General features: G+C 71.3%; 12 protein-coding genes. 10 read left to right on the forward strand and 2 right to left on the reverse strand.

All coding sequences use genetic code 11. The features are described from left to right. Positions 1–5: 5 nt before the first annotated feature. The 9 genes from ACN268_RS24040 (at position 6) to ACN268_RS24080 (ending at position 11,929) form a co-directional block, all read left to right on the forward strand. Complete coding sequence (locus ACN268_RS24040) at positions 6–2,432, forward strand: NADH-quinone oxidoreductase subunit G (protein WP_421485102.1); 2,427 nt, start codon at positions 6–8, stop codon at positions 2,430–2,432. Further along, on the forward strand, positions 2,429–3,778 hold the full coding sequence (gene nuoH, locus ACN268_RS24045; protein WP_421485103.1) for an NADH-quinone oxidoreductase subunit NuoH: 1,350 nt from the start codon (positions 2,429–2,431) through the stop codon (positions 3,776–3,778). Before ACN268_RS24040 ends, nuoH begins: the two co-directional genes overlap by 4 nt. Position 3,779: 1 nt before the next feature. Further along, a complete protein-coding gene (nuoI, locus tag ACN268_RS24050; RefSeq protein WP_088646151.1) occupies positions 3,780–4,418 on the forward strand; it encodes an NADH-quinone oxidoreductase subunit NuoI in 639 nt (212 codons plus the stop codon). Then, on the forward strand, positions 4,415–5,185 hold the full coding sequence (locus ACN268_RS24055) for an NADH-quinone oxidoreductase subunit J (RefSeq protein WP_088646150.1): 771 nt from the start codon (positions 4,415–4,417) through the stop codon (positions 5,183–5,185). The genes nuoI and ACN268_RS24055 overlap by 4 nt, the downstream gene beginning before the upstream one ends. Positions 5,186–5,300: 115 nt before the next feature. Continuing rightward, positions 5,301–5,600 (forward strand): NADH-quinone oxidoreductase subunit NuoK, encoded by a 300-nt coding sequence (gene nuoK / locus ACN268_RS24060; RefSeq protein WP_067300503.1) that lies wholly within the window; start codon positions 5,301–5,303, stop codon positions 5,598–5,600. Positions 5,601–5,612: 12 nt separating this feature from the next. After that, complete coding sequence (gene nuoL / locus ACN268_RS24065) at positions 5,613–7,571, forward strand: NADH-quinone oxidoreductase subunit L (protein ID WP_421485104.1); 1,959 nt, start codon at positions 5,613–5,615, stop codon at positions 7,569–7,571. Positions 7,572–7,635: 64 nt separating this feature from the next. After that, on the forward strand, positions 7,636–9,168 hold the full coding sequence (locus ACN268_RS24070; RefSeq protein ID WP_421485105.1) for an NADH-quinone oxidoreductase subunit M: 1,533 nt from the start codon (positions 7,636–7,638) through the stop codon (positions 9,166–9,168). A 34-nt stretch (positions 9,169–9,202) separates the two neighbouring features. Further along, the gene (gene nuoN, locus ACN268_RS24075; RefSeq protein ID WP_204925777.1) at positions 9,203–10,756 is read left to right on the forward strand and encodes an NADH-quinone oxidoreductase subunit NuoN; all 1,554 of its coding nucleotides are present in this window, start codon (positions 9,203–9,205) and stop codon (positions 10,754–10,756) included. Positions 10,757–10,846: 90 nt separating this feature from the next. Further along, positions 10,847–11,929 (forward strand): polyprenyl synthetase family protein, encoded by a 1,083-nt coding sequence (locus tag ACN268_RS24080; protein WP_421485106.1) that lies wholly within the window; start codon positions 10,847–10,849, stop codon positions 11,927–11,929. Positions 11,930–11,956: 27 nt separating this feature from the next. Here ACN268_RS24080 and ACN268_RS24085 read toward each other — a convergent pair whose 3' ends face one another. Further along, complete coding sequence (locus tag ACN268_RS24085; RefSeq protein ID WP_421485107.1) at positions 11,957–13,138, reverse strand: MFS transporter; 1,182 nt, start codon at positions 13,136–13,138, stop codon at positions 11,957–11,959. A gap of 158 nt (positions 13,139–13,296) precedes the next feature. On the opposite strand from ACN268_RS24085, the gene ACN268_RS24090 reads away from it, so the two are divergent. Then, positions 13,297–14,079, forward strand: a complete 783-nt coding sequence (locus ACN268_RS24090; RefSeq protein WP_088646144.1) for an IclR family transcriptional regulator — start codon at positions 13,297–13,299, stop codon at positions 14,077–14,079. 93 nt (positions 14,080–14,172) lie between these two features. On the opposite strand, the gene ACN268_RS24095 is transcribed toward ACN268_RS24090, so the two are convergent. Continuing rightward, positions 14,173–16,299: a PhoX family protein gene (locus ACN268_RS24095; RefSeq protein WP_421485108.1), complete on the reverse strand. Its 2,127-nt coding sequence runs from the start codon at positions 16,297–16,299 to the stop codon at positions 14,173–14,175. Positions 16,300–16,507 lie beyond the last annotated feature (208 nt).

The raw sequence follows: 16,507 nt of genomic DNA on the forward strand, positions 1-16,507 counted from the left end.
CTCTGATGACTGACGTAGCCAGGCAGACCGAGACCGTGACGCTCACCATCGACGGCGTCGAGGTCACCGCTCCCAAGGGGGCGCTGCTGATCCGGGTCGCCGAGCAGTTGGGCACCGAGATCCCCCGGTTCTGCGACCACCCGCTGCTGGCCCCGGCCGGCGCCTGCCGGCAGTGCCTGGTCGAGGTGGAGGGGCAGCGCAAGCCGGTCGCCTCCTGCACCCAGACCGTCGCCGAGGGCATGGTGGTCCGCACCCAGCTCACCTCCCCGGTCGCCAAGAAGGCGCAGGAGGGGGTGATGGAGCTGCTGCTGGTCAACCACCCGTTGGACTGCCCGATGTGTGACAAGGGTGGTGAGTGCCCGCTGCAGAACCAGGCGATGTCCACCGGCCGCACCGACTCCCGTTTCCACGAGCACAAGCGGGAGTACGAGAAGCCGATGGAGATCAGCACCCAGGTGCTGCTCGACCGGGAGCGCTGCGTGCTCTGCCAGCGTTGCACCCGGTTCTCCGAGGAGATCGCCGGCGACAAGTTCATCGACCTGATGGGCCGGTCGTCCGCCGAGGAGATCAACATCTACCGGGACGACGCGTACGGCGCGGAGGGCGACTCCGGCGACGTCCCGTTCAACTCGTACTTCTCCGGCAACACCGTGCAGATCTGCCCGGTCGGCGCGCTCACCGGGGCGCAGTACCGGTTCCGGGCCCGCCCGTTCGACCTGGTTTCCAGCCCGAGCGTCTGCGAGCACTGCTCGGCCGGCTGCGCGCAGCGCACCGACTGGCGGCGGGGCAAGGTGCTGCGTCGCCTCGCCGGGGACGACCCGCAGGTCAACGAGGAGTGGAACTGCGACAAGGGGCGGTGGGGCTTCCAGTACACCCGCGCCTTCGACCGGCTCACCACCCCGCTGGTCCGCGACGAGAAGTCCGGTGAGCTGCGGGAGGCGTCCTGGAGCGAGGCGCTGACCCGGGCCGCCGACGGGCTGCGGGCCGCCCGCGACGAGGGTCGCGGCACGGCGGTGCTGACCGGCGGCCGGCTGACCGTCGAGGACGCCTACGCGTACGCGAAGTTCGCCCGGGTCGCCCTGAACACCAACGACATCGACTTCCGGGCCCGGCCGGTCTCCCGCGAGGAGTCCGACTTCCTGGCCAGCACCGTCGCCGGGGTCACCGACGTGACCTACGCCGACGTGGAGAAGGCGTCCTCGGTGGTGCTGGTCGGGCTGGAGCCGGAGGAGGAGTGCCCGATCCTCTTCCTGCGGCTGCGCAAGGCGTACCTGAAGAAGAAGCTGACGGTCTACGCGATCGCCCCGTTCGCCACCCGTGGCCTGGAGAAGCTCGGGGCCAAGCTGGCCCGGGTGGTGCCGGGCGAGGAGGCGAGCGTGCTCGCCGAGCACGACACGGTGGCCGAGGCGCTGAGCGCCGAGGGCGCGATCCTGTTCGTCGGGGAGCGGCTGGCCGGTGTGCCCGGTGGCCTCTCCGCCGCCGCGGACGTCGCCCGGCGTACCGGTGCGAAGCTGGCCTGGGTGCCGCGGCGCGCGGGTGACCGGGGTGCGGTCGACGCGGGCTGCCTGCCCAACCTGCTGCCCGGCGGGCGTCCGGTGACCGAGCCGTCGGCCCGCGCCGAGCTGGGCGAGGCGTGGGACATCCCGGCCGGGGTGATCCCCAGCCAGGCCGGTCGGGACACCGACCAGATCCTGGCCGCCGCCGCGAACGGTCAGCTCGGCGCCCTGGTGGTGGCCGGCGTGGACCCGGCCGACCTGGCCGACCCGAGGCTGGCCGAGCAGGCGCTCGACGCGGTGCCCTTCCTGGTCAGCCTGGAGCTGCGCAACTCGGCGGTGGCCCGTCGGGCCGACGTGGTGCTGCCGGTGGCCCCGGTGGTCGAGAAGGCCGGCAGCTTCCTGGACTGGGAGGGCCGGCTGCGCACCTTCGAGGCGGTGCTGCACACCGCCGCGATGACCGACGCGCGGGTGCTGGACGCGATCGCCGCGCAGCTCGACGTCCGGCTCGGCACCGGCGACGTGTCGAGCATCCGCCGGGAGTTGGGCGCGCTGCCGCCGACCCGGGCGGACCGGCCGGTCAGCCCGTCGGTCGCCCCGGCGACCGTGCCCCAGCCGGGTGCGGGCGAGGCGGTGCTGGCGACCTGGCACCAGCTGATCGACCTGGGCAGCCTCACCGACGGCGACGAGCACCTCGCCGGTACCGCCCGTCCGCCGGTGGTCCGGCTGGGCAAGGGCACCGCCGAGACGCTCGGCGTGGCCGACGGTGACCCGGTCACGGTGGGCACCGACCGGGGTGCGGTCACCCTGCCGGCGGCCATCACCGAGATGCCCGACGGCGTCGTCTGGCTGCCGACCAACTCGCCCGGTTCGACCGTACGGCGCAGCCTCGGCGTCGCGTCCGGCACGGTGGTCCGGATCTCCGGAGGTGCACAGTGAACACCCTCCTGGCGCAGGACCCGACACTGGCGGACTTCGGCAGGGACCCGTGGTGGCTGGTCCTTATCAAGATCGTCTTCGCCTTCGTCTTCGGCCTGCTCGCCACCCTGCTCGGCGTCTGGTTCGAGCGGCGGGTCGTCGGCTACATGCAGGTCCGGCCCGGCCCCAACCAGGTCGGCCCGTTCGGCCTGCTGCAGACCCTCGCCGACGGCCTCAAGATGGCCTTCAAGGAGGACATCCTCCCGAAGGCCGCCGACAAGGTGGTCTACTTCTTCGCCCCGGTCATCTCGGTGGTCTGTGCGGTCACCGCGCTGTCGGTGATCCCGTTCGGCCCGATGGTGAGCATCTTCGGCCACCGGACCCCGTTGCAGGTCACCGACGTGCCGGTGGCGGTGCTGGTGCTGCTGGCCTGCTCGTCGCTTGCCGTCTACGGCATCGTGCTCGGCGGTTGGGCCTCCGGCTCGACCTACCCGCTGCTCGGTGGCCTGCGCTCCAGCGCCCAGATGATCTCGTACGAGGTCGCGATGGGGCTGAGCATCGTCGCGGTGTTCATGACCGCCGGCACCATGTCCACCAGCGGGATCGTCGCCGCCCAGGGGGACGCCACCCGGCTCACCATCGGCGGCGTCGAGATCCCCGCGCCGGGCTGGTACGCGATCCTGCTGCTGCCCAGCTTCATCATCTTCTTCATCGCCACCGTCGGTGAGACCAACCGGGCACCGTTCGACCTGCCCGAGGCGGAGTCGGAGCTGGTCGCCGGCTTCATGACCGAGTACAGCTCGCTGAAGTTCGCGCTGTTCATGCTCTCCGAGTACGTCGCCATGGTGACCATGTCCGCGGTCACCACGACGCTGTTCCTCGGCGGCTGGCGGGCCCCCTGGCCGATCACCCTGTGGGCCGACGCCAACACCGGCTGGTGGCCGATGCTCTGGTTCTTCGGCAAGGTGCTGATGCTGGTCTTCGTCTTCGTCTGGCTCCGGGGCACCCTGCCCCGGTTGCGCTACGACCAGTTCATGCGCTTCGGCTGGAAGGTGCTGCTGCCGATCAACCTGGTCTGGATCCTCGTCCTTTCCGGGCTGCGCTCCATCGAGGACTGGCAGTCGCGGGACCGGCTGCTCGCCACCGCCATCGGCGCGGGCGTGCTGCTGCTGGCGACGCTGCTGTGGCCGAGCCGCAAGCCGGCTCCGAAGCCGACCCCGCAGGAACAGGCCGACAACCGGCCGTACGGCAGCTTCCCGCTGCCCCCGCTGGATCTACAGGTACCACCGAGCCCGCGCACCAAGCGCGTGGTCGCCGAGCGGGAGCCGGCCAACATCGCCACCGGCTCGGACTCCAGGGAGGTGTGACGTGGGCGCGATCACCGGAACGTTCAAGGGCTTCGGGGTCACCTTCTCGCACATGTTCAGGAAGGTCGTCACCACCGACTACCCGTTCAAGCCGCCGGTTTCGGCGCCGCGCTACCACGGGCGGCACATCCTCAACCGGCACCCGGACGGCCTGGAGAAGTGCATCGGCTGCGAGCTGTGCGCCTGGGCCTGCCCGGCGGACGCGATCTACGTCGAGGGTGGCGACAACACCGACGAGCAGCGCTTCTCGCCGGGCGAGCGTTACGCCAGCGTCTACCAGATCAACTACGCCCGGTGCATCTTTTGCGGGCTCTGCATCGAGGCCTGCCCGACCCGTTCGCTGACCATGAGCAACGAGTACGAGCTGGCCCGGGACAACCGGCAGGACCTGATCTTCACCAAGGAGCAGTTGCTCGCTCCGCTGCTCGAAGGCATGGAGCAGCCGCCGCACCCGATGCGGCTCGGTGACAGCGAGAAGGACTACTACGTCGGCGCGCTGACCAACCCGGGCACCTCGGCCGGTGCCGAGCAGTCGCCGATGGGGCCCGGCCGCTACCAGGTCGAGGAGCACCCCGGGGTGACCTTCCCGGGTGCCGAGCAGGCGGCCCAGCGGGCGGCGGGCAAGGGAGCCGGAGCATGAACACGTCCACGGTGCTCGCCGCGGCGGGCCAGGTGTCCGGGGGTGAGGAGGTCACCTTCTGGATCCTCGCCCCGTTGGCGCTGATCGGCGCGATCGGCATGGTCTGGGCGCGCAACGCGGTGCACTCGGCGCTGTTCCTGGTGCTCACCATGCTCTGCCTGGGCGTGTTCTACGTGCTCCAGGCCGGGCCGTTCATCGGCATGGTGCAGATCATCGTCTACACCGGCGCGATCATGATGCTGTTCCTGTTCGTGCTGATGCTGGTCGGCCGGGACGCCTCCGACTCGTTGATCGAGACGCTGCGCGGCCAGCGGGTCGCCGCGGTGGTGCTCGGACTCGGCTTCGCCGGGCTGGTCGGCACCGGCCTGTACCGGGCGCTGAACGGGGTCACCGCCGTCGGCCTGGACCAGGCCAACGCGGAGGGCAACGTGCAGGGCATCGCCCGGCTGCTGTTCACCAAGTACGTCCTGGCCTTCGAGTTGACCTCCGCGCTGCTGATCACGGCGGCGATCGGGGCGATGGTGCTGGCGCACATCGAGCGGCGCAAGGAAGACAAGATGGACCAGGTCGCCACGATGAAGGCCCGGTTCCGCCCCGGCAACTACCCCGGCCCGAAGCCCGGTCCGGGCGTCTTCGCCACCTCCTCCTCGGTGGCCACCCCGGCCCGGCTGCCCGACGGCCGGCTGACCGACCGCAGCACCCCGGCGATCCTGCCGCAGCGGGAGCTGACCGCCGAGGAAACCACCCTGAAGGGGACGGAACGGTGAGCGCGAGGAGTGCAGCGAAGCGGAGCCCCGCAGTCGCGAACGGCGGCGTGGCCTCGGTGAGCGCGAGGAGTGCAGCGAAGCGGAGCCCCGCAGTCGCGAACGAAAGGTCGGTCCGGTGACCCCCGACTACTACCTGATCCTGGCCGCGGTGCTGTTCACCGTCGGCGCGGTCGGCGTGCTGGTGCGGCGCAACGCGATCGTGCTGTTCATGTGCGTCGAGCTGATGCTCAACGCGGCCAACCTGACGCTGGTCACCTTCAGCCGGATCAACGGTGACCTCAACGGACAGATCATGGCGTTCTTCGTGATGGTGGTGGCGGCGGCCGAGGTCGTGGTCGGGCTCGCGATCATCATGTCGATCTTCCGGACCCGGCGCTCCGCGAGCGTCGACGACGCCAACCTGCTGAAGTACTAAAGGGGCCCTGCGGTGGATGAGATTCTGACGTACGCCCAGGCAGAGCCGGCCGGCGCCGTCACCTACGCGGCGGCGGACGGGCTGCTGAGCAGCGTCTGGCTGCTGGTGGCGATCCCGTTGGCCAGCGCGGCGATCCTGCTGCTGCTCGGCCGGCGGGCCGACCGCTGGGGGCACTGGCTGGGCGTGGCCGCGATCGGCGCCGCGTTCGTGCTGGGGCTCACCTCGTTCTTCCAGCTGCGCGGGCTGGAGAACAAGTCCGTCGAGCTGAGCCTCTGGGACTTCATCACGGTCGGTGACCTGCGGGTGGACTTCGGTCTGCTCTTCGACCCGCTGGCCGCGGTCTTCGTCCTGCTGATCACCGGGGTGGGTTTCCTGATCCACCTCTACGCGGTCGAGTACATGGCGCACGACAAGGGCCGGCGACGGTTCTTCGCGTACTTCAACCTCTTCGTCGCCGCGATGCTGCTGCTGGTGCTCGGCAACAACTACGTGATGCTCTACTTCGGCTGGGAGGGCGTCGGTCTGGCGTCGTACCTGCTGATCTCCTTCTGGTACGGGCGGCCGAGCGCGGCCACCGCCGGCAAGAAGGCGTTCCTGATGAACCGGGTCGGCGACGCCGGCCTGGCGATCGGCATCTTCATCCTGTTCGCCACCCTCGGCACCACCCAGTACGACGAGGTCTTCTCCTCCGTCGGTGGGCTGGCCAGCGGCACGGTGCTGGTGCTGGGTCTGCTGCTGCTGCTCGGCGCGGCCGGCAAGTCCGGTCAGTTCCCGCTCCAGGCGTGGCTGCCGGACGCGATGGAGGGCCCGACCCCGGTGTCGGCCCTCATCCACGCCGCCACCATGGTCACCGCGGGCGTCTACCTGATCGCCCGGTCCAACCCGATCTTCTCGGCCAACGAGACGCTCCAGCTCGTGGTGGTCAGCGTCGGCGCGCTCACCCTGCTGATGGGCTGCGTCATCGGCGCGGCCAAGGACGACATCAAGCGGGTGCTGGCCTGGTCGACGGTCAGCCAGATCGGCTACATGTTCCTCGGCGTCGGCCTCGGCGGCGCGGCGTACGCGCTGGCCATCGTGCACCTGCTGGCGCACGGCTTCTTCAAGGCCAACATGTTCCTCGGCGCCGGCTCGGTGATGCACGGCATGAACGACCAGGTGGACATCCGCCGCTTCGGCGGGCTGTCGAAGTACATGAAGATCACCTGGATCACCTTCATGATGGGCTGGCTCGCCATCATCGGCATGTTCCCGTTCTCCGGCTTCTTCTCCAAGGAGCCGATCATCGTGGCCGCGTTCGAGCGGGAGGGCTGGACGGCCTGGCTGTTCGGCGGGGCGGCGCTGCTCGGCGCGGGGCTGACCGCCTTCTACATGACCCGGTTGTTCGTGCTGACCTTCCACGGCCCGAAGCGGTGGACCGAGGACATCGAGCACCCGCACGAGTCGCCGAAGCTGATGACCATCCCGCTGATCCTGCTGGCGATCGGTTCGGTCGGTGCCGGTTTCCTGCTCGCCACCTCCGTCCCGGACTGGCTGACCGCCACCGCCGGGCTGGGCGGCGAGCACGCCGAGCACGCGGCGGTGCTGCCGCACTGGCTGCTGACCGCGCTGTCGCTGGTGGTGACGGTGCTCGGTGCCGGGCTGGCCTGGGCGCTGTTCCGCAACGGCACGGCCACCGCGCCGCAGCCCGCCGGGGTGCTGGTCACCGCCGCCCGGCGCAACCTCTACACGGACGCCTTCAACGAGGTGGTCTTCGAGAAGCCGGGCATCTTCCTCACCCGGGCGCTGGTCTTCCTGGACAACCGGGGCGTCGACGGCCTGGTCAACGGCCTGGCCGCCGGGGTCGGCGGCGGGTCGGGTCGGCTCCGGCGGTGGCAGACCGGCTTCGTCCGGTCGTACGCGACCTCGATCCTGACCGGCGCGCTGCTCGTGGTGGCGGCGTTCCTGGCGGTGCAGGCGGGGTGGCTGGCGTGATCGACCTCAAGGCGACCGCCCCCGCCGGCGGACCCCGCATCCACGACGGAGATAAGGCCGCATAATGTCCAACTTCCCGTTCCTCTCGGTGCTGACCGTGGCACCGCTGGTCGGCGCCCTGGTCGTGGCCTTCCTGCCACGTCGCCGGCCCGACCTGGCCAAGCAGGTGGCGTTCGGCTGGTCGCTGCTGGTGCTGGCGCTGTCGGTGGTGATGTGGGTTTCCTTCCAGGCCGACGGTGACCGGCTCCAGTTCCGCGAGTCGTACCCGTGGATCCCCACCTGGGACGTCAACTTCACCTTCGCCGTCGACGGCATCGCGCTGGTCATGCTGATGCTGATCGCGGTGCTGGTGCCGCTGGTGATCCTGGCGTCCTGGCACGACGCCGACGCGTCGAAGCGCTCGGTGCCGGCCTACTTCGCCCTGCTGCTCGTCCTCGAATCCACGATGATCGGCGTCTTCGCCGCCGCCGACGTCTTCCTGTTCTACGTGTTCTTCGAGGTCATGCTGGTGCCGATGTACTTCCTGATCGGCAGCTACGGCGGCCACCAGCGGCAGTACGCGGCGGTGAAGTTCTTCCTGTACTCGCTGGTCGGTGGGCTGTTCATGCTGGCCGCGGTGATCGGCCTGTGGGTGGTCGGTGGGAAGACCTTCGACTGGCAGACGCTGACCCAGGTGGACATCTCCACCGGCACGGAGCGCTGGCTGTTCCTCGGGTTCTTCCTCGCCTTCGCGATCAAGGCGCCGTTCTTCCCGTTCCACACCTGGCTGCCGGACGCCGGTCGGGCCGCCCCGGCGGGTGCCGCCGCGCTGCTGGTCGGCGTGCTGGACAAGGTCGGCACGTTCGGCATCCTGCGGTACTGCCTGCCGCTGTTCCCGGAGGCGTCGAAGTGGTTCGCCCCCTGGGCGCTGGCACTGGGGCTGATCGGCATCCTCTACGCCGCGTTGCTGGCCGTCGGCCAGTCCGACCTGAAGCGGCTGGTGTCGTACACCTCGATCGCGCACTTCGGGTTCATCGGGGTCGGCATCTTCGCCTTCACCACCCAGGCAGGTACCGGCGCGGTGCTCTACATGCTCAACCACGGGCTCGCCACCGGCCTGCTGTTCCTGGTCGTCGGGATGCTCATCGCCCGCCGGGGATCGTCGCTGATCTCCGACTTCGGCGGGGCGGGCAAGCTGGTCCCGCTGCTGGCCGGGGTGCTCTTCTTCGCCGGTCTGGCGTCGCTGGCGCTGCCCGGCACCGCGCCGTTCGTCTCCGAGTTCCTGGTGCTGATCGGCACCTTCACGGTGAACAAGCCGGTCGCGGTGATCGCCACGCTGGGCATCATCCTGGCGGCGGCGTACGTGCTGTGGATGGTGCAGCGCACCACCCAGGGCACGCTCAACCCGGAGTTGACCGAGGTCAAGGCGATGCACCGCGACCTCACCCTGCGCGAGAAGGCAGTGGTCGCTCCGCTGATCGCCCTGATCGTGCTGCTCGGCTTCTACCCCAAGCCGGTCACCGATGTGATCAACCCCGCCGTCCAGGCGACCATGCAGGACGTCGGCAAGACCGATCCCGCCCCTGAGGTCGGCAGCGTCCAGGAGGCTGCGAAGTGAGCGCCGCAGTCGCGAACGAAAGGCGGCATCCGCAGTGACCGAACTCAAGTTGCCGTCGATCGACTACGCGGCGATCGCCCCGATCCTGATCATGTTGGGGGTCGCCCTGCTCGGTGTCCTGGTGGAGGCGTTCGTGCCGCGCCGCCGCCGGCACCTGGTGCAGCTCTCGCTGTCCCTGCTGGCGGTGCTCGCCGCGCTGGTGATGGTGGTGCTCAGCGCCGACGTCCGGCGGGTCACGGCGGGCGGGGCGCTGGCGGTGGACGGTCCCACCCTCTTCCTCCAGGGCACCATCCTGGTGCTCGCCGCGATGGCGCTGCTGCTGATCGGTGAGCGGTCGGTGGAGCGCGGCGGTGCGTTCGTCGCCCAGGCGGCGGTGACCGCCGAGTCGGCCGACGACCGGCAGCAGGCCGAGGGGCGCAACGGGGCGACCGAGGTCTACCCGCTGACCAGTTTCGCGATCGGCGGCATGCTGATCTTCGTGGCGGCGAACGACCTGCTGACCATGTTCATCGCGCTGGAGGTCTTCTCCCTGCCGCTCTACCTGCTCTGCGCGCTGGCCCGTCGCCGGCGGCTGCTGAGCCAGGAGGCGGCGATGAAGTACTTCCTGCTCGGCGCGTACGCCTCGGCGTTCTTCCTGTTCGGCGTGGCCCTGGTGTACGGCTTCACCGCCGGCATCCCGGGCCGTTCGGCAGGCGTCGACTTCGCCACCGTGCACGCCGCGGTGAACGAGTCCCCGGCCAGCGAGGTGCTGCTGTTCGCCGGGATGGCGCTGATCGCCATCGGCCTGCTGTTCAAGGCCGCTGCCGCCCCGTTCCACGTCTGGACCCCGGACGTCTACCAGGGCGCGCCCACCCCGGTCACCGGCTTCATGGCGGCCTGCACGAAGGTGGCCGCGTTCGGTGCCCTGCTGCGGGTCTTCCACGTGGCGTTCGACCAGGCGGCCTGGGACTTCACCCCGGTCCTCGGGGTGGTGGCGGTGCTCACCATGCTGATCGGCGCGGTGCTGGCGGTCACCCAGACGGACATCAAGCGGCTGCTGGCGTACTCGTCGATCGCCAACGCCGGCTACCTGCTCGTCGGGGTGCTCGCCCCGACCGGCGCGGGCGTCTCCGGCACGATGTTCTACCTGGCCGCGTACGGCTTCTCGGTGCTCGCCGCGTTCGCCGTGGTGACCCTGGTCCGGGACGCCGACGGGGAGGCCACCCACCTGTCCCGCTGGGCCGGGCTGGGCCGCCGCTCGCCGTTCTACGCCGGGGTCTTCACCTTCATCCTGCTGGCCTTCGCCGGTATCCCGTTGACCAGCGGCTTCATGAGCAAGTTCGCGGTCTTCGGTCCGGCGCTGGAGAGCGGACACGCCTGGCTGGTGGTGGCCGGTGTGCTGACCAGCATGGTGCTGGCCTTCCCGTACCTGCGGGTCGTGGTGATGATGTGGCTCTCCGAGCCGGGCGAGAGCACCCCGACCGTCGCGGTGCCGGGCGGGTTGACCGCCACCGCGCTGATGATCGGGGTGGCCGCCACCCTGATCCTCGGCGTGCTGCCGGCTCCCCTGCTCGACCTGGCGACGGACGCCGCAGCATTCGTCAGGTGATCCGTTCCGTTCGGCCGTGGGGCCGGTGCGCTCAGGCGTGCCGGCCCCACGGCCGTATCCCCCGGCCGGAGCAGGTCGAACGGGTGTGGCATGGTTGATGGCGTGGTGATTCCGACGGGGGAGCGTTCAGGTGCCGTCGGCTCCGGTGGTCGTCGGGGCCGGGCGGGCACGGGTCAGGTGGGTGCGCTCGGTGTGCACCTGGCCGATCCGCGGGTCGAGGCGTCCGTGCTGGGCCTGCTGGACGACGTCGAGGTGGAGCTGCGGGCCAGCGTCTCCAGCGCCGACCCGCTCGTCAGCGAGGCGGCCCGGCACCTCGTCGAGGCGGGCGGCAAGCGGTTCCGGCCGTTGCTGGTGGCGCTGGGCGCGCAGTTCGGCGACCCGGCGGGCCCGCAGGTGGTGCCGGCGGCCGTGGTGATGGAACTCACCCACCTCGCCACCCTCTACCACGACGACGTGATGGACGAGGCCGCCGTGCGGCGGGGAGCGCCCAGCGCGAACTCCCGCTGGACCAACTCGGTGGCCATCCTGGTCGGCGACTACCTCTTCGCGCGGGCCGCCGACATCGCCGCTGACCTCGGCCCGGAGGCGGTACGGCTCCAGGCGCGCACCTTCGCCCGGCTCGTGCACGGGCAGATCGCCGAGACCGTTGGCCCCCGCACGGAGGACCCGGTCGACCACTACCTGCGGGTGATCGCCGACAAGACGGGCTCCCTGATCGCCACCTCGGCCCGGTTCGGCGGCATGTTCGGTGGGGCGGCCGGGGAGCACACCGAGGCCCTCGCCGGCTACGGCGAGACCATCGGGGTGGCCTTCCAACTCTCCGACGACCTGCTCGACATCGCCTCCGAGTCGATGCAGTCGGGCAAGACACCCGGCACCGACCTGCGGGAGGGGGTGCCGACCCTGCCGGTGCTCTACGCACTGGCCGGCGACGACTCCGACGCGGCCTCGGTGCGGCTGCGGGAGATCCTGGCCACCGGCCCGCTGGTCGACGACGCGCTGCACACCGAGGCGCTCGGCCTGCTCCGGGAGTCCCCGGCGCTCAAGCGGGCCCGGGAGACCGTCCGCAGCTACGCCGAGGACGCCCGCGCCCGGTTGACGCCGCTGCCCCGGATTCCGGCCCGGCAGGCGCTGGAGTCGCTCTGCGACTACATCGCCGACCGCACCAGCTGAACCCCGCGCCACCCGGGTCCGGTCCGCTCAGGCCGTTGCGGAGCGGCGCAGCAGCCTGCTGCAGGTGAGCATGAGGACGGCGGCGAGGAGCATGGCGACCCCGGCGGTCAGCCACATCACCGGGTAGCCGCCGGCCGTGGCGAGCGCACCGAGGCCGAGCGGGCCGAGGCAGCCGCCGGCGTACACCCCGGTCTGGGTGATCGAGGTGGCGGCGGCCGGGGCCTGCGGGTGCAGCCGGACCACCGCGAAGTTCAGCAGGCCGGGCCACGCCCAGCCCAATCCGAAGCCGAGCACCACGCCGACGGTCAGCGGCACCGCCCCGGTCACCGCCAGCAGCCCCAACCCGACGGCCCCGAGCACCAGCATCACGGCGATCAGCGCGACGTGACCGGTGTCCCGCCGGTCGGCCAGCCAGCCGACGCCGATCCGGGCGGCCACGCAGACCGCGCCGCCCAGGGTGAGCACGAGTCCGGCCGGGCCGGGGGCGAGGCCCCGGTGCACCGACGAGTCGACCACGAAGGTGCCCAGCGCGTTGGCTGCGCCCGCCGCGAGGGTGGCGGCCACGCCGACCACCACCAGCGCCGTGGTGGCCCCACCGCCGCGTTCCGCCGCGCGCTCGCGTACCGGTCCGGCCGGCTGCGGGGGTACGGCCGGTAGCGCGGCCAACGCGGCCCCGGCGGCGGCCACGAACGCCCAGCGCCAGCCGGCGGTGAGGGCGATCGCCGGTACCGCCGCCCCGGCCAGCAGGGTGGACGCGGGGATGGCGGCCTGCTTCACCCCGAACGACAGGCCCTGCCGCCGGGCGGGCACGTGCCGGGCCAGCGCGGCGTTGCTGGCGAGCTGACCGAGCGCGTTGGCGGCGGCGCTGAGCGCGAGCAGGCCGACCAGGACCGGGTACGAGCGGGCCAGTCCGGCGATGGCGAGCAGACAGCCGGCGGCGAGTCCGACGGCGGCGCGGGCCACCACGGCCGGGCCGACCCGCTCCACCAGCCGGCCCGACGGCACCGCGGCGAGCGCGCTGACGCCGAAGTAGACCGACACGGCCAGGCCCAGCCCGGCGGGGGAGAAGCCGAGGTCGTCGCCCATCTGCACGGCGAGCCCGCCGACCAGGAAGACCGGCAGGACGCTGGCGATGGTGGTGGCGACCGCCCCGCCGCCGGCCCGCAGGGGGCGTACGGCCGGCGTACGGCTGAGGGCGGTGTCGGTCATCGTGGGCCCAACCTACGCGAGTCGTGTTCCTGACAACGCTCGGCGTGTCGCCTGGGAACCCGCCGTATACCGCCTGATCTGGCATCCTCCACCCGAACGGGCGTTCCGTCTTGGCCGGGTTTTTCATATGGTGTAAGTCCCCGGCTGCGGAGGTGGTTGTGCGTGACCCCCTGGCGGAACCTTCGGATCTGATCCGAAGTGTGTCCCGCGCGCTACGCGTGCTCGAGTCGGTCGGTCGTGCCCCGAAGGGCCTGACCGTCAAGCAGATCGCCCGGCGCTGCGAGCTGACCGTCGCCACCACGTACCACCTGGTGCGCACCCTGGCCTACGAGGGTTACGTGATCCGGCGGGAGGACGGCACCTACATCGTCGGACTGGAGATCGCCGACCGGTACCGGGAACTGGTCACCGCGTTCCGGGGCCCGGCCGCCGTCGGCGAGTCGCTGCGGCGGGCCGCCGTCGACACCGGCTGGAGCCACTACCTGGGTCGGTTCGTCGGCGGCCAGGTGGCGGTCACCGCCGTCGCCGAGGGGGCCCGCTCGCCGTACCTGGAGGACATGGTCCCCGGCTTCGACGAGGGCGCGCACGCCACCGCCCTGGGCAAGGCGCTGCTGGCCACCCTCACCACCGAGCAGCGCCTGCGCTACCTGCGCGACTACGGCATGCGGCCGTTCACCACCGCCACCCTGACCAGCCCCGAGGCGTTCGAGGCGGATCTGGCCGCCGGCGACCGGCGGGGCATGCAGTTGGAGCTGGGGCAGTTCCGGCAGGGGGTGGCGTGCGCCGCCGTCCTGGTCACCCCGGACAAGGACATGGAACGGCGGGTGGTGCTGGCCTGCGCCCTGCCCGCCAGCGAGATGATGACCTCCGCCCGGGTGGTCCGCGCCAAGCTGCTCACCGCCGCCCGCGCGGTCGCCGACGGCATCGCCGCCGACCTCTGACAGCCCGGCGTACGGGCGAAGGCCCCCTCCCGGACCGAAGCGGGAGAGGGCCTTCGCGGCCGGCCCGGCGGGGGCCGACCCGGGACGGGCGCGTCAGCTGCCGATCGGGCCGCCGTCGAGCCGCCAGGTGACCACCACGCCCGGCTTGGCGTAGTCGCCGTCCGGCCAGGTCGACGCCGGCTTCTCCACCGACGCGCCGGTGATCTCACCGGGGTGCTGCACGGCGACGAACACCGACCGGTTGTCACCGGTGATGAACGGCCCGCAGGTCTCCGCACCCAGCGGCACGGTGAGGAACTGCTTCAGGTGCCCCCGCTCCGGCCCCTCGACGGCGGTGGCGAACAGGCCGTCGTTGCTGCCCAACGCGTTGCCGTCGGTGGAGATCCAGAGGTTGCCGGTGGCGTCGAAGGCGACGTTGTCCGGGCAGGAGATCGGCGACACCTTCGTCTTGTCGTACCCGGCGAAGTAGGTCGACGGGTCGGCCGGGTCACCGGCGACGATCGGCAGCGACCAGGTGAAGGACTCGACCGTGTTGTCGCCCCGGTCCTCGACCAGTTCCAGGATCTGCCCGTGCTTGTTGAGGTTGCGCGGGTTGATCTCGTCGGCCGCCGGCTTGCCGGCCTTGCCCCGGTCGGAGTTGTTGGTCAGCGCCACGTACACCTTGCCGGTGAGCAGGCTCGGCTCGACGTCCTCCGGCCGGTCCATCTTCGTCGCGCCGACCTTGTCCCCGGCGAGCCGGGTGAAGGTGAGCACGTCGGCGGCGGTCATCCCGTCGACGTACGAGCGGTTGCCGCTGACCAGCCTGATCCACCGGCCGGTGCCGTTGAACGCGCCGTCGGCGGGTAGCTTGCCCGAGCCGTCGATCTCGGCGGCGCTGGTCTGGTTGAACTGCGCCACGTACAGGGTGCCCGACTCCAGCAGGGTCAGGTTGTTCTTGCGGGCCACCCAGGAGTCGCCAGGCATGAACTTCTTGTCGGAGACGAACTTGTAGAGGTAGTCGAAGCGTTCATCGTCACCCATGTACGCGACCACCCGCTTGTCGCGGGCCACGATGACGTTGGCGCCCTCGTGCTTGAACCGGCCCAGCGCGGTGTGCTTGCGCGGGCGGCTCTCCGGGTCGAACGGGTCGATCTCGACGATCCACCCGAACCGGTGCGCCTCGTTGGGGTGCTTCGCCAGGTCGAACCGCTCGTCGGCCCGCTCCCACTTCCGGCTGCCGCTGGGGTGGCGGGCGGCGGTGGTGATGCCGTACCTGTCGAACTTCGGCTTCAGCTCGGCGGGCGCGGCGTCGGCGCCGACGAAGTACTGGTTGAAGTTCTCCTCGCCGGAGAGCACCGTCCCCCACGGGGTGACCCCACCGGCGCAGTTGTTCAGGGTGCCGACCACCGTGCGGCCCTTCGGGTCGGCGGCGGTACGCAGCCACGCCGAGCCGGCGGCCGGGCCGGTCAGCTCGAACTTCGTGGCCAGCGCGGTGACCCGTCGGTTGTACGGCCGCCGGCCCTGGCCCACCGCCCGCCACTGCCCGGTGCCGTCGACCCGCTCCAGCTCCACCACGGACATGCCGTGCGCGGCCATCGCGGTGCGCAGCTGCTCGACGGTGAGGTTGTCCAGGCCGGTGAAGCCGGGGAACATCAGGTCCTCGTTGGTGTACTCGTGGTTGACCACGAGCAGCGCCCGCCTGCCCCGCCGGTCCAGCGGCAGCACCCCGACGAAGTCGTTGTTGTAGCCGAACTGCTTGGCCTGGGCGGCGGCGGTCTGCCCGTGCAGGTCGAACCGGGGCGCACCGGGCAGCACGGGGTCACCCCAGCGGATGACCACGTGGTGGTCGTACCCGTTGGGGACGACCAGGGTGTCGAGCTGGTTCGGCGGGATCGGCTTGAAGGTCAGCGCGCCGTTGCCGACGCCGCGCTGCGGCGCGGTCGGGTCGGCCACCTCCGGCACCACCGGGGTGGCCGGCGCGGCGGCGGCGGGGACGGCCCCGGCCAGCGCACCGGCGGCGGCACCGCCGAAGCCGAGCACCAGCGCGCCCACCGCACCCGCCCGGACCACGCCCCGCCGGGTCACCTCCCCCTCGACCAGGTCGCCGAAGTAGGTGTTGTCGGAGGTGTTGGGTACCGGATGGTCGCAGGCGTTGCCGCAGCGGTACAGGCAGGTCATCGCATCGCGGCTGCCGTGCCGGGTGGTGCCGAGCAGCGGGAGCAGCCGGGGGCGGTCGCTCATGGAAGAAAGCCTCCTGGAAGCAGGTCGGTGGCACGCCGTTGTCACCTGCGCGACGTGCGTACCGGCCGGACGCTGCCAGGACGGGGTGAGCGGCCACCGGACTCGGTGTGAACCGGATGTGAACAGCAGTCACCGCTGAACCGTTCGGGGTCACGGCGCGTAATAACCGGCGGACACGTTCGCCGGACCCGTCGGGCGGGAAGCGAGG

The sequence above is a fragment of the Micromonospora sp. WMMD735 genome, assembly GCF_049178995.1.
Classification (GTDB): domain Bacteria; phylum Actinomycetota; class Actinomycetes; order Mycobacteriales; family Micromonosporaceae; genus Micromonospora; species Micromonospora wenchangensis.

Excerpts from the sequence above, each read along its gene's own strand:
- ACN268_RS24040 (WP_421485102.1), top strand. The coding sequence starts at position 6 with ATGACTGACGTAGCCAGGCAGACCGAGACCGTGACGCTCACCATCGAC.
- ACN268_RS24055 (WP_088646150.1), top strand. The coding sequence starts at position 4,415 with ATGAACACGTCCACGGTGCTCGCCGCGGCGGGCCAGGTGTCCGGGGGT.
- ACN268_RS24070 (WP_421485105.1), top strand. The coding sequence starts at position 7,636 with ATGTCCAACTTCCCGTTCCTCTCGGTGCTGACCGTGGCACCGCTGGTC.
- ACN268_RS24080 (WP_421485106.1), top strand. The coding sequence starts at position 10,847 with ATGGTTGATGGCGTGGTGATTCCGACGGGGGAGCGTTCAGGTGCCGTC.
- ACN268_RS24085 (WP_421485107.1), bottom strand. The coding sequence starts at position 13,138 with ATGACCGACACCGCCCTCAGCCGTACGCCGGCCGTACGCCCCCTGCGG.
- ACN268_RS24095 (WP_421485108.1), bottom strand. The coding sequence starts at position 16,299 with ATGAGCGACCGCCCCCGGCTGCTCCCGCTGCTCGGCACCACCCGGCAC.